Genomic DNA, 13391 nt, shown 5'->3' with positions numbered 1-13391 from the left:
TCAAACCAAGAGGTGCGCGTGAAGCCCGTCCGTTCGCTCAGCGCCGCAATCATCGCCGCTATGGCGCTTGCGACGCCTCTCCATGCGGAGGGATCGATCCGCATCGTGCAGCAATTCGGCACTGTGTTCCTGCCGCTCGATGTCATCCGCGATCAGCGCCTCATTGAAAAGCACGGCAAGGCCCTCGGTCTCGACATCACGACCGAATGGCATCAGCTCTCGGGCGGGGCTGCAGTCAATGATGCGCTTCTGTCAGGAAATATCGACATCGCGGGCGCCGGTATCGGACCTTTTTTGACCGTCTGGGATCGGACGCTCGATACGCCGAGCGAGGTCAAGATTGTCGGCGCTCTCGGCGCACAGCCAAATTTTCTTCTGACCAACAAAGCCAGCATCAAGACGCTCAAAGACTTCACAAAGTCCGACAAGATTGCCCTCCCCGCCGCCGGGATTTCCGTTCAATCGCGAATCTTGCAAATCGCGACCGAGCAGCAGTTAGGCACGGGTCACGCGCACGACCTTGACGACATCACCGTCACGCTTCCGCATCCGGAGGCGGCCGCCGGGCTGATATCCGGGGCGACGGAAATCACCGGCCATGTCTCAAACTCGCCGTATCAGGAGAAAGAGCTGGCGGATCGAAAGGTCCATAAAGTCTTTTCATCTTACGACGTTCTGGGTGGCAAGGTGACACCGACCGTACTTTACGCCCTCGTCAAATTCCAAAAAGACAATCCGAAGACGTTTGAAGCGTTCGTCGATGCGTTGCGCGAGGCGACAGCCTGGATCGCCACGCATCCAAAGGACGCCGCACAAACCTTCATCCACGTCGAGAACTCGAAGCTTCCACTGACCTTCATCGCCAGCACGCTCGAAGAGCCGGATGTCGAATATACAGTCGCACCATTGTCCTCGAAAAAATTCGCCGATTTTCTCTACCGGATCGGCGCGATCAAACATCATCCGTCGAGCTGGAAAGACTACGTCTTCGAAGAGCTGAAGCGCGAAAACGGAAGCTAGAATGGCCGCGACCGCCCAGCACTTATCGGCCGTGCCAGTTTTGGAAGCGCGCGGCCTCGCGCTCGATTATTTGGGTGACGCCGGCCCATCGCGCATCGTCGAAAATATCGGGTTCACGATCGAATCCGGCGAACGGCTCGTGCTGCTCGGGCCCTCCGGCTGCGGCAAATCTTCGATTTTGAAAGCCGTCGCCGGCTTCCTGAAACCCGCGGCGGGCGTGATTGAGACACGCGGCCGCAAGATCACCGGCCCGGGGCCCGATCGTATCGTCGTTTTCCAGGAATTCGACCAATTGCTGCCCTGGAAAACGATCCGGGAAAATGTCGCTTTTCCGCTGCGTGTCGCGCGCAAACTCGGCAAAGCCGAAGCCGTCGAACGCTCCGACGCGGCGCTCACCGCCGTGGGGCTGTCACACGCCGTGGATTTCTATCCGCATACGCTTTCCGGCGGCATGAAACAGCGTGCGGCGATCGCACGGGCGCTGGCGACCAAACCTGACATCCTGCTGATGGACGAACCGTTCGCGGCGCTTGATGCTCTGACGCGTCGCCAGCTTCAGGAAGATCTGTTGAAGTTGGCAGAAGAACTTCAGATGACTTTGATCTTCGTCACGCATGCGATCGACGAGGCGGTCTTGATCAGCACGCGGCTTCTGCTTTTGGGCGGCCAGCCTGCGCACGCCCTTGCGACGTTCGACACATCCACATTGGGAGTTGAGGACATCGGCTCGGCGCGTTTTGACGGCATTGTCCGGGATGTACACGAAGTTTTATTTGGCGCGAGACGATCAGATGTCTGAACTCAATCTCGCGCACCGCGAACCGTCGCTTGCGAGCGCCGGAAAGCCGGGGGGCCTCGGCTTTTGTGCTTCGTAGCTTAAATTCGCTGCGCCGCTCCTTTATCGCGCGCCGACTATCGGTTCTCGCTCTATTGGCAATTGCCTGGCAGATCGCTGCCCTCATCAAAGCCAATCCTCTGCTCTTTCCGAGCTTCACCGAAACGGTGAGCGCCCTCCTTCAATCGGCGGGGTCGGAAGACCTTTTGAGTTCTGCGGCGAGCTCGTTGCTGGAATTATTCAAAGGCTACACACTGGCATTGTCGATCGCGCTCGTCCTCGTCTCGCTGGCAGTTACGCTGCCATTCATGCGCGATGTGCTGCAAACACTGACTGCCATTTTCAATCCCCTGCCCGCCATCGCGCTTCTGCCGCTTGCAATGCTGTGGTTCGGGCTCGGCGAAGCGAGCCTCCTCTTTGTACTCGTCCACGCTGTTGTCTGGCCGTTTTCATTGGCGGCGCTCGCCGGCTTCGAGCAAGTACCGGAGGCGCAACGGCTCGTCGGACGGAATTATGGGCTGCGCGGCCCGCGTTATATTCTCTACATCCTTTTGCCTGCCGCGCTGCCTTCGATCCTTTCAGGCCTCAGGGTCGCTTGGGCTTTTGCCTGGCGGACGCTGATCGCGTCCGAGCTTGTCTTTGGCGTCAGCTCTGGCACCGGCGGTCTCGGCTGGTTCATTTACCGCAATCGCAACGACCTCTTGACCGACCGCGTGTTTGCCGGGCTCGCGACCGTTATTCTTATCGGTCTCTTCGTCGAATTCGCGATCTTCCATCTGATCGAACGCCGGACCGTCGAGCGCTGGGGTATGCAGCGCCCCGCAGCACGTTAGACCTTGCTTAACTCGGAGATTTTGCTTTGGCCGCATTGGAAGCCGAAGACCCGGAGGCGTTTCACCTCTGGGTCTTTTCAGACGCGCATGTCGCAACCGACAAGGCCGTATCGGACGCCATTCGTAACGGTATGGAATTCATCCCGCCCGCGGGCTATCCCGAAAGTCTCGCCAACGCCTTGCGTCAATCCGAGTTCGGTAGCGAATTGGGCGGTCCGCCATTCCGTTGGGATATCGCACTCGATCTCGGCGACAATGCCGGATTGTGGGATTTGCCGGACGATCGACAAGGCACTGAAGTCGTTCGCCAGTTCGGCGCGCTAAAGCAGCATCGGCGTGAGCAGATCTATCCGGTAGCTGGCAATCACGACGCCTCGCCAGGCGATGCGGAATCGAGCCGAGGCAAACCCGCGAATTGGTGGTTTCGGAAGTGGATCGACCCGCTTAGCGAAAACCCGGATTTTTCCGGCGTTGAAGCCGCGCGGCGGCCCTATGCGTTTTCTCATGATGAGTGACCGCAACGACCTGCCCTATCCGGTCGGGCGCCGCGAGACGGGCGGCGGCTCACCCGCGGGCGCCGTGACGTCAGACACCTTTGCCTGGTGGCAGCGCGAAGTCGAAGCCGCGGGCGACGACATTGTCATCTCTTGTCATCATCACATGCTGCGGGAAACGACAGTCGCTTCCGGTGACTACGAAGGCGTTTCGCGCTATCCGGACGGGCGCTGGCGGCATGGGCGCTATCATTGGCGTCGATGGCGTGCCGGAAGGCGCCTCTTATCTCTATTTCATCGACGACGAACCGAAGGCGCAGAAGTTTGAAGCCTATCTCGCGGCCAATCCGGGCGCTGTCGATCTCTGGCTCGGCGGCCACACGCACACCTTCCCCGAAGATGTCGTCAACGGCCGCAGCCACGTCGAGACGAAATGGGGCACGCACTTCGTCAATTGCGCGCAGCTGTCAAAATATCATTCCTTTGTCACATGCCCGCCGATGAGCCGGCATTTCATCTTCACGCCCGGCTCGCGTCAGGTACGAGTGCGCTGTTACTTGCACGACGACAGTTTCGCTGCGCAGGGGTGGTATGCGCTCGGCGAACGCGTGCTGGAGCTAAGCGCGCCGTTTCTTCGGCAGCCTTGACCGCCGATCCGCGTCTTTCTCTGCGCCGCCGAGGTTTTTCGCTCTGGGTATTCAGCTTCGATGGGAAGTATAAAATAAGTTTTAGAGCTCTACTTGAAAGTAAACGAGACTACATAAAACCGAATTTAAAACATAGGGCATGGAATAATTGCTTTGCCGAGCAATATTGAGGTCAGGGCGCGCGGTCGTCATTGCGCGCTGCACCGAGATAGAAGGCAAACGTTATGAAGATGTCCCTCCTTATGTCACTCATCGCTGTTGCACTTTCGTCGGGCGTGGCTTTTGCGGATGGCGAATATCATCATCGTCACCATCACGTTGCTTACAGCCGCAGCGAAAACGTTTCCGGTCAGTACTACGACCTCTACCACGCTCCGCTGAACGCGACGCCGGCCTACGACGATCCCTATGGAGTCCATAGCGTTCTCCCGTCGCCGGTCTCCGATCAGTAGACTTGCCAGCCTAAATAAAAAAGCCCGGCAAGCGTGACCTGCCGGGCTTCCTCGACGTTTGTAGCTTTTGCTTAGAATACGACCTGCGAACGTGCCGCGATCCAGTCGATCGTGCCGCCGCGGGTGTTCGGGCCGCCCAGCGTCGCGGGGAGATCCTCAATGACATGCTCGTAGTCGAGCATGAACTTGATGTTGTTGTTCGGGTACCAGTTGAGACCGGCGCCATAAGACGTCTGCTCGCCACCGAGGATCGCCGCAGCCGCGGTGCCGCCGCGAATAATGCCAGCCGCATTTCCGGCGCCGCCGCCAGCACCCGCGAGGTACGGCGCGGCCGCGTTCAGATCGACGATGCTGAAGCGTCCAGCCACTTCCAACGCACCCCAACCACCAGTGCCAAAGATGAATGGACGATCCGGGATCACGCCCGAATAAGCGCCAGTCGTCGGCTTATAATAACGCCGGCCGCCGAACGTGTAGCTCGTCTGGACATAGCCGCCGTTGAAGCCGACCGCTGGGCCATTGGTGGCAGCAAAGGCCGTGGCGGAGTTCCTCGTATCAACAATGTAGTGATAGTACTCGCCCTGGATGTAGAAGTTCTCGTAGGTCGCCGCAGCTTCCGCGCCGAAGACCTGACCGCCATGCGCCGGAATGGTCGAACCGAATTCAGCCGTCGGATCGACGCGCAGTTCCGGCCGATCACTCAGGGAGAAGCCCTCACCCCAAGCGCCTGCACCCGTGCCTGTCGGCGCTCCGCCCGAGCGCGGATCGAACGTATCGGCAAAATTGAAGCCTAAATGGACCGAAGCATTGGAGGCCTTATCCTGATAGGGATTGTAGGTCGCGCGGAACAGAGCGGCGAACTGCGGCCCCAAACCCTCTCCCGTCCCGTTGGCGGCCGGCTGATCCGAATAGGCTGTCGTGGTGTGCAATTGGCCGGTCGTCGGGCCGGTCAGATAGGCGCCGACCCAATAACGATCATTGTTCGAGCGGAAGCCCAAAGCGGTGCGGTTATCGCCGCCGCCGAAGGCCGTCGCGATGACCTGCGAGCTCGAGCGCTCCATGAACATGATGTCGTTCGAACCGTTCGGCTCGTCGAGGGTCCACGGCACGTCGATGGCGCCGATGTCGAAGGCGACGGGGAACGGACCACCGTGCTTATAGAAGCCGTTGTAGGTGATGAAAGCGTTTTCGATACCCGACGTGCTGGTACCGGAATTTTGGGCCTCGCCGCCGTTATAGCCGTCGCTCGATCCGCCCAAATCGAAGATCAAGCCGTAGGCCCAATCGCCGAGGAAGATGCCCTGGACACCGATACGGGCGCGGCGGAAGTTGATGCCGCTGGCAAGACCATGCGAAGCGAACCCAGACGAGGTCGTATTCCGGTTGGTATCAAGATAACCACCGGTATCGATATGCAGACGACCCGTAAGCTCAACCGTGTTCTGGCCGTCGCCGCTGGCGAAGCCGAAATGCACCGGGCCCTTTTCGCTCTCGATGACATGCGGCAGCAGCGCCCCGGGCTCCTCGTCCTTGTTGACGTAGATCGGGCCGCCTTCGCGATGACGCAAATGATGGATTTCGGCGCGCAGAGCCCCGATTTCCTGCTGATGGCGCGCTTCGATGCGCTGAATCTCAGCTTCCAGCCGGTGGATGGATGCGCTGTCGTCAGCGAAAGCCTGGCTGGCGCCGCCAGCGAGGACGCTCGTCGCCATTAGAAAGCAGAGCAGGCTCGTGCCCACTCCGCGGTACCGGACCCGGTGCCGGAAAAAAGTGTTGTTGTTCATGGAACCCCCTCTGGATTTATAAACTCAAGTTTAAAAAGGGGGTCTTAGTCAACTAAGTAACTAGACATTAGGTGTGGGAGTTAAATCGCGTGTTATTTTGGCCACGGTTCGCGTCCATATTCATAAATATGTCACGTTTTGTGCCGTCTTGGAGCAAAAAGATCTTCCTACGCCAATTCAACAGCCTAAGCGTTGCAGGCTGCTTATGGCTGCTTACGGCCATCGCCGCGCCTACATCCTCGCCATTAATACATTAAATCCATTGACTTTATAATTTGATGCGGGATTTTAAGCCCTTGCTCCGCCCATCCGAATGCGGCGCCGGGGAGCTGAACACTTTTGACTGCAATCGCAAAAAGACGATTCGGCGCCGATGAGGCGGAAGCCGGCCCTGCGCATGGCAACACGTCGTTATTGCTCTTCGAGTCACTGCCAAATCTGGCTGGCGTCCCCGATATTTTCGCGGCACTGACTGAACACGAATCGAAGCAAGTTATGGCCGCGGGCGAATCCATTCGCTTCGCGCCGAGCGATCTTCTCTTTCGGCAGGGCGACCCGCATCGCGGTATCTTCATTCTGCGCGATGGAATTGTCCGCAGTCTGTATTCGGCACCGAATGGGCGCGAGATCACGCTTGCCAATTGGACACCCGGTAATTTTGTCGGCGGCCCAGATATCTTCGGCGAAGCGCCGCATGTCTGGTCAGGCGTCGGTGTGAAGAGTGGCGAAGCGATCCGTCTCCCGGGCCCTGTCGTGCGCCGTCTGATGTCGGAAATTCCGAACTTCGCGATCGGCCTCGTGCAGGGTCTTGCCTACAAGGGTAAATGCTATTCGTCGCTGCTGCAGATGCTCGGCACACGTTCCGTCGTTGAACGGCTGGCGCTTCTTCTTCTCAATCTCACGACGCTCAAGGGCGTCGAATCCGAAAACGCCATCGTCATCGCCGACATGCCTTCGCATGAAGAACTCGCGGCAATGGTCGGCGCGACGCGGCAATGGGTTTCCATAAATATCGAGAAGTTCCGCAAGCGCGGGCTCATCGAAATCGGCGATCGCCGCCTCGTCATTCTCCGGCATGACGCGCTTCGCGCGATCGCCGGCTGCTGATTACCGAACAGGAGAAAATTCCGTGAGCCTATTTCTAAAACGTCTGGGTATTTGGGCATTGGCTGGTCTCGGCTTTGCCGCAACCAATTTGGCCGCAACCAATAACGCGCGCGCCGCGGACCTGGACTACGGCAAACCCGGCGATCCCATCCACCTCGTCGTCGGCTATCAGCCCTATTACAGCGAGGCTTGGTCCGGCGCCGTCATCAATGGCCTGCAATTATGGAAAAGCCATTTGCCCGCCGGCTCGACGGTCGAATTTCACGTCGGCCTGCAGGGCGCGATCATCGTCAACGCCATGCTGGCAGGCAAGGCGAGCCTCGGCTATCTCGGCGATATGCCAGCCATCGTCGGTGCGACGAAACGCAATGTCGCCGATCTGCGCATCCTCGCCAACATTGGTCTCGGCCATGACGAGTGCAATGTCTTTTTCGTCCGCAGCGATGCGCCGCAATTTGCCGATGCCAAAGCCGCCGTCGGATGGCTCAACGGCAAGACCGTCGCCACGCCGAAAGGAAGCTGCTCGGATCGCTTCGCGCAAGCCGTCTTCCAAAAGAACAACGTGACGCCGAGCGCCTATCTCAATCAAAGCATCGAAGTCATCACCAGCGGCTTCCGCGTCGGCAAGATCGACGGCGCCGTACTCTGGGAGCCGACAGCCTCGCGTCTCGTCGCTGAAGGCCTCGCCCGCCGCGTCGCCAGCGGTTACAATTTCAACGAGCCGGACGGTGCGTTTCTGGATGCCCGTGCGGATCTCATCAAACAGCGGCCAGATGTCATCAAGGCCTGGCTCGAGACCGAGCTTGATGCCGAACTCTTTCTCGCCGATCCAAAGAACGCCAGCAAAGTCGCTGAACTCCTGAAAGCGCAAACCACCGGCTTCACGCAGAAGGAATTGTGGCAAGCGGTATTCGGCGCCTATCCCGCCGCAAGCGGCGGTGGTCCGATCCGGCTGACCTTGCCCTTCGGATTCTCGAAAGATGCGCTTGCGCTCATCGCCAAGGACACGGCCTTCCTGCATTCGGTCAAGAGCATTGCGGTGGAGAAACTGGCGGACGACGCTATCCTGCCGGACTATACCGCCGAGGTCCTGAAAGAGCGCAAGCTTACGGTGCCGGTCGGCGTGATCAAGGGCGCGCCCGAGACCGCCTTCAGATAGGGCCGCGCATGAGCGACCTTCAAGATCTGATCGCCAAGGCTTTGCCGTTTACGTTGTCGCCGCCCATTCTCGCGGAGCTTGCGGACGCGGCGCAGCCGGTTGAAGCCTTGGAAGGCGATCTCATCTACGAGTCGGGCGCAACTGCTAATGCGCTCTATATCATCCGCGACGGCACCGTCCTGCTCGAACCCTCGGGCAGCGGTGCGTCACTCCCGTCGCAAGCCGTCCAAGCCGGCGAGGCCTTCGGCTGGACGGCGCTCGGCGGCAAGGCCGGCCGCCGCTATCGCGCAATCGCCGTAACCGCGGCGAGCCTGCTGCGCATTGACGGCAATCGCGTCCTTGACCTTGCTGCCGCCGAGGCGCACGACGGCACGGCGATGCGTGAACAGGTCGCGGGCGCGTTGCAGGATATTCGTCACCCCGAAGACCGCCGTTCTAAAGCTATCGAACTTGCGTTTTATCGATTGGCGCACTGGCTGCGCTCGCCAGCGCCTTATCTCGGCCTGGTCGGTTATGCCCTGCTGCTCGGATTCTGGTATCTGTCGGTCGAAGTATTGAAGCTGCCGCGCTTTGCCGAAATGCCGGGCCTGACGCAGGTTCTGCAGGAATGGCTGAGCCGCGACCCGACCTATGGCGTCTCGATTTATACGCCGGTCTATTATCAGCACATTCTTGTCAGCGTGCAGCGCATCGCGATCGCCTTCACGCTGGCGACGACACTCGGCGTGCCGTTTGGTCTGCTGCTCGGCTGGTCGCGCGCCTTCAAGGACTATCTCTTCCCCTTGTTCGAGATCATCCGGCCGATTCCGATTCTTGCCTGGGTGCCGCTGGCGATCATCATGTTCCCCGGTTCGGAACTGCCGGTGATCTTCCTGACCTTCCTCGCCTCGTTCTATGCGACAGCGCTCAACACGATGCTGGGCGTCAAATCGATCGACAAATCTTACGTGCTTGCGGCGAGTTGCCTCGGCGCCTCGAAATTACAAATTTTCCGCCATGTGATCGTGCCCGGCGCGATGCCCTTCATCTTTACGGGATTGCAAATCTCGGTCGGCGTCGCCTGGTTTTCGCTTGTTGCAGCAGAAATGGTGTCGGGCCAGTTCGGCCTCGGCTATCTCATCAACACCTCCTACACGACGGTCGAATATCCGACGATCGTGATCGCCATGCTGACCCTCGGCATCGTCGGCTATCTCACGAGCGCGCTGGTTCGAGTCGCCGGCGATTGGGCGATGCGCGCGCGGGCGCGCCAGCTCGCGATGGAGGCCTGAGCATGAGCCTCGCTGCCGTCAGCGCCCCGCCGCGCGGCGCGCTCAAGATCGACAATGCGGTGAAGCTCTATGATCCAGACGGCGCGCGTGTGCTCGCCGTCGATCATTGCAGTTTCGATGTCGCAGCAGGCGAAATTTGCATGATCGTCGGCCCCTCGGGCTGCGGCAAGACCACGTTGCTGAATGCGATTGCCGGTTTTCACGGCCTCGACGGCGGCGCCATCTATCTTGACGGCAAATTGCTCTGCGGCCCCGGCCAGCCGAAAGCCCCGATCGGTTCGGACCGCGTCGTAGTCTTCCAGAACGGCGCATTGTTTCCGTGGAAGACCAATCTCGAAAATATCGCGTTCGGCCCGTTGGTCCAGAAAACGCTCAGCCGCGCCGAGGCTTTCGAAAAGGCACGCTATCTGATGGCGGAGGCCGGACTCGAAGGTCACGAAAACGAATATCCGGGCGAAATTTCTTCCGGCCTGCGCCGCCGCGTCGAGATCGTTCGCGCGCTGATCAACGATCCAACCGTCCTGCTGCTCGATGAGCCTTACCGTGCGCTGGATGCGCTCACCAAATCGGTGATGCACGAAGCCTTGCTCGAGACGCACCGTCGCACGGGCATCACGATTTTCTTCATTACGCACGATCTTGAAGAGGCAATCTTCCTCGGCCATCGGGTCATCGTCATGACCTCGCGGCCATGCCGTCCCAAGCGGGTCATCGACATCGATATTCCCTATCCGCGCAATTACACCGTGCTCACAAGCCCGCGCTTCCGCGAACTCGCAGCCGACATTTCCGCGGCGGTCGATGAAGAAGCCATAAAGTCCTTCGAACTCGGCGAGGCAGAGGGCTCATGAGCGCCGATATTGTCAGCACCGCGACGGGGACGGGGGACGCCGCGACGCGCAGTGTGCGCGTGCGGCGCTCGGGCAATCCTTTTCTTGCGCTCGGGACAAGGCGCGCGCTCATCTCGATCGCCATTGCGCTTGCGATTTGGGAGATTGGCTCGACGAGCCGCGTCTGGCTCGGCCACGCGCTGCCCATTCTGGGCGCTGTCCCGTCGCCGATCTCGGTGGCCATCGCATGGTCGCAACTCGTGCGCGATCCCGGCTATTGGCAAAGCTGGTATTGGAGCTTCCTGCGCGTGCTGCTTGGCTTTTCGGCGGCCACGCTCGTCGGCGTTCCTTTTGGGCTTTTCCTCGCGATCAACAAGACCTTTCGCGGAATTGCCTTTCCGGTCTTCGAATTGCTGCGCCCGATCCCACCTCTCGCCTGGGTGCCCGCCTCGATCATCTTCTGGCCGACGCAGGAGCTTTCGATCGATTTCGTCATCTTCCTCGGCGCCTTCTACACGATCGTGCTGAATGTGCTCGGCGGCGCCCGGTCGATCGACATCCGTCTGATCCAGGCCGCGCGCTCGATGGGCGCGACACGCTGGAATATTTTCCGTCGCATCCTGCTTCCCGCCACCTTGCCCTCGATCTGCACGGGCATGGAAGTCGGCATCGGAATCACTTGGGAAGTAGTGGTCGCAGCAGAGATGATCTCCGGCGGTGGCGGCGGCGGCGCATCTTCGGGCGGCGGATTGGGTTTCTTCATCTGGAATTCCTACATTGGCGGCTCCTATCCCGACATCATCGTCGGCATGTTCTCGATCGGCATCGCCGGATATCTGTCGAGCGTCGCAGTGCGGCTCATCGAGAATCGCATCACGCCCTGGCGGAGGCTGCGCTAGCATGACCGAGGCGGCACAAAGCCAGCCGGGCGAGATCATCGTCCGCAACGTGAGCAAATCTTACGGCCACGGCCCGTTCGCGACACAGGTAATTGAGGATTGTTCTTTCACTATTGAGCCGAACAAATTCACGGTGATGATCGGGCCATCCGGCGCCGGCAAGAGCACGTTGATCCGCCTCATCGCGGGTTTCGAAAAGCCGACGCGCGGCGAAATCATCGCGGGCGGCATGCCCGTAACCGGTCCCGGCAAGGACCGGCTTGTCGTCTTCCAGGAGACGGCCTTGTTTCCCTGGATGACGACCGCGAAGAATGTCCTTTACGGACCGCAAGCGCGCGGCGAGGCCAACGCGGCGACGAAAATCCTCATCGATTTCCTCCTCGACAAGGTGGGCCTGCGCGCGTTCCGCGATCGCTATCCGGCGCAATTGTCAGGGGGTATGCAACGGCGCGCCGAGCTTGCCCGCGCATTGGTCAACAACCCCGCGGTCATGATCCTCGACGAGCCGTTCCGCGGTCTGGACGCCATGACGAAAAAGCTGATGGTCGATTATCTGGCCAAGCTCTGCGAGGACGAAAAGCGCACGAACTTCTTCGTCACGACGGATATCGACGAGGCGATTTTCCTCGCCGATCGGCTGATCGTCATGAGCGCTTGTCCCACCAAGGTCCGCGCGATTATCGAGGTCGATCTGCCCCGGCCGCGTGATTACAATGCGATTTTCCGCGACGATCGCGCCAATGCGATCAAGCTTGAAGCCCTGTCGCTTCTGCACGAAGAAGCGATGAAGGCGTTCGCCGGCGGCAGCAAGGCGGCGGCGGATTTCATCGAAGCCTATAGCCTCAGAAGTGCCGTGGTGTGATCAGGTCGCGGTGACTTTCGCCGTCGCCCAGCGATTGAGCTTGCGTACATCCGGATCGGGATCATCGGCGTGCGCGGCAAGAAATGGCAACGCTCGTATATCGCTAATCTCGCCCAAGGCGGCCGTCGCCTCCTTGCGGAGGTTGCTGATTGGATGATCGAGCGCCGCGCCGAGCGCGGGAATCGCTGAGGGGGCGCGCAGTTTGCCGAGACTCGCCGCAGCCTTGACGCGCACCTGCCAGATGTCATCCCCCAGCGCCGCGATCAGAGCTTGAACGCTTTCGGGTGACGCAAGCTTGCTCAGGACGCTCGCAGCGCTCTCGCGCACCTGCCAATCGGGATCAGTCACGGCGGCAACAAGAGCGGCTTGCGCGGCATCGCCAGCAAAGGCGAGAGCGGCAACCGCAGCGCGGCGAACCTCCGGGTTTTCGTCACGCGAGGCCGCGACGAGGCCCAGCGTTGCCTGCGGCGCACGCAACCATCCAAGCACTTCCGCCGCGTTTCTTCGGACTTCCGAATCTCCGTCATGCAGCGCTACCAGAGCCGGCGTCAGCGCCGCCGGGTCGCGCAAGCCGACCAGCGCGGAGAGCGCCGCCGCCCGCACGGACGCTTCCGGATGCGTCAACAAATCGATCAGCAGCGGCGCCGCGGCGGGGTCCTTCTTATCGGCAAGAACCTCGGTCACGGCGCGGCGCACAGAGGCTACGGGATCGGCCAGCGCGCCAGCGAGGGCCGACGCAGCCTGCGCGCCGTCGAAAGCATCGAGCGCGCGTGCGGCAGCCTCCCGAACACCGGCATTCTCATCCTTCAACGCAGCGACGATGGAAGGCACCGCGGAATTGTCACCGAGATCGGCAAGTTCGGCCAATGCTACGCGCCGCGTCGCGGCATCCGGCGCGCCAAGCTTTTCGAGCAAATCATCAAGATCGCCGAGTTGATCCTCGAACAGGCCCATACGTCACCGCAAAAGATAAGGGATGTTGACCGTGATCGCCTGCGTCGGGCAATCAACCTCGCAAGGCAGGCAATACCAGCACTCGTCGTAGCGCATATAAGCAGTGCCCAGCTTTTCATCGATTCGCAGAACGTCGAGCGGGCAGACATCGACGCAGACCGTACAGCCCTTTCCGGCGATACATTTGTCGGCATTGACCTGAACCGGCATGCTGGTCGTATGGGTGCCAAGCGGCATGATAACT

The 13391-nt window shown here is 60.2% G+C and carries 15 protein-coding genes; 12 read left to right on the top strand and 3 right to left on the bottom strand.

Going from position 1 to position 13391, the window contains the following annotated elements; genetic code table 11:
- Positions 1-18 precede the first annotated feature (18 nt).
- The 6 genes from WDN02_RS07860 to WDN02_RS07835 all read left to right on the top strand — a co-directional run bounded on the left by WDN02_RS07860 (position 19) and on the right by WDN02_RS07835 (position 4281).
- Complete coding sequence (locus WDN02_RS07860) at positions 19-1020, top strand: ABC transporter substrate-binding protein (RefSeq protein ID WP_337292959.1); 1002 nt, start codon at positions 19-21, stop codon at positions 1018-1020.
- Between the two features lies 1 nt (position 1021).
- Positions 1022-1819: an ABC transporter ATP-binding protein gene (locus WDN02_RS07855; RefSeq protein WP_337292958.1), complete on the top strand. Its 798-nt coding sequence runs from the start codon at positions 1022-1024 to the stop codon at positions 1817-1819.
- A gap of 65 nt (positions 1820-1884) precedes the next feature.
- Positions 1885-2688: an ABC transporter permease gene (locus WDN02_RS07850; protein WP_337292957.1), complete on the top strand. Its 804-nt coding sequence runs from the start codon at positions 1885-1887 to the stop codon at positions 2686-2688.
- Positions 2689-2714: 26 nt separating this feature from the next.
- Positions 2715-3203: a metallophosphoesterase gene (locus WDN02_RS07845; RefSeq protein WP_337292956.1), complete on the top strand. Its 489-nt coding sequence runs from the start codon at positions 2715-2717 to the stop codon at positions 3201-3203.
- A 218-nt stretch (positions 3204-3421) separates the two neighbouring features.
- Positions 3422-3829 carry a hypothetical protein gene (locus WDN02_RS07840; protein WP_337292955.1) on the top strand — a complete coding sequence of 136 codons (408 nt, stop codon included), beginning with the start codon at positions 3422-3424 and terminating at the stop codon, positions 3827-3829.
- Between the two features lie 224 nt (positions 3830-4053).
- Positions 4054-4281 carry a hypothetical protein gene (locus tag WDN02_RS07835; protein ID WP_337292954.1) on the top strand — a complete coding sequence of 76 codons (228 nt, stop codon included), beginning with the start codon at positions 4054-4056 and terminating at the stop codon, positions 4279-4281.
- Between the two features lie 71 nt (positions 4282-4352).
- Here the strand turns inward: WDN02_RS07835 and WDN02_RS07830 are convergent, their stop codons facing one another.
- The gene (locus WDN02_RS07830) at positions 4353-6065 is read right to left on the bottom strand and encodes a porin (protein WP_337292953.1); all 1713 of its coding nucleotides are present in this window, start codon (positions 6063-6065) and stop codon (positions 4353-4355) included.
- A gap of 339 nt (positions 6066-6404) precedes the next feature.
- Here WDN02_RS07830 and WDN02_RS07825 point away from each other — a divergent pair, with 339 nt between their 5' ends.
- From WDN02_RS07825 to WDN02_RS07800, 6 genes are read left to right on the top strand one after another with little or no spacing between them, the layout of a single operon-like run.
- Positions 6405-7172: a Crp/Fnr family transcriptional regulator gene (locus WDN02_RS07825; RefSeq protein ID WP_337292952.1), complete on the top strand. Its 768-nt coding sequence runs from the start codon at positions 6405-6407 to the stop codon at positions 7170-7172.
- Positions 7173-7194: 22 nt separating this feature from the next.
- Positions 7195-8331, top strand: a complete 1137-nt coding sequence (locus WDN02_RS07820) for an ABC transporter substrate-binding protein (protein ID WP_337292951.1) — start codon at positions 7195-7197, stop codon at positions 8329-8331.
- An 8-nt stretch (positions 8332-8339) separates the two neighbouring features.
- Positions 8340-9602, top strand: a complete 1263-nt coding sequence (locus tag WDN02_RS07815; RefSeq protein WP_337292950.1) for an ABC transporter permease subunit — start codon at positions 8340-8342, stop codon at positions 9600-9602.
- 2 nt (positions 9603-9604) lie between these two features.
- Positions 9605-10453, top strand: coding sequence for an ABC transporter ATP-binding protein (locus WDN02_RS07810; protein ID WP_337292949.1), 849 nt, complete (start codon positions 9605-9607; stop codon positions 10451-10453).
- On the top strand, positions 10450-11331 hold the full coding sequence (locus tag WDN02_RS07805) for an ABC transporter permease (protein ID WP_337292948.1): 882 nt from the start codon (positions 10450-10452) through the stop codon (positions 11329-11331). The genes WDN02_RS07810 and WDN02_RS07805 overlap by 4 nt, the downstream gene beginning before the upstream one ends.
- Before the next feature lies 1 nt (position 11332).
- Positions 11333-12193 (top strand): ABC transporter ATP-binding protein, encoded by an 861-nt coding sequence (locus tag WDN02_RS07800; RefSeq protein WP_337292947.1) that lies wholly within the window; start codon positions 11333-11335, stop codon positions 12191-12193.
- Here the strand turns inward: WDN02_RS07800 and WDN02_RS07795 are convergent, their stop codons facing one another.
- A complete protein-coding gene (locus WDN02_RS07795; RefSeq protein WP_337292946.1) occupies positions 12194-13147 on the bottom strand; it encodes a HEAT repeat domain-containing protein in 954 nt (317 codons plus the stop codon).
- A gap of 3 nt (positions 13148-13150) precedes the next feature.
- Entirely contained in the window at positions 13151-13384 is a 234-nt protein-coding gene (locus WDN02_RS07790) for a ferredoxin family protein (protein WP_337292945.1), read from the bottom strand.
- Between the last annotated feature and the right edge of the window lie 7 nt (positions 13385-13391).

It is taken from the genome of Methylovirgula sp. (assembly GCF_037200945.1).
Taxonomy (GTDB): domain Bacteria; phylum Pseudomonadota; class Alphaproteobacteria; order Rhizobiales; family Beijerinckiaceae; genus Methylovirgula.
This window is presented reverse-complemented; position numbering and strand designations above follow the sequence as displayed.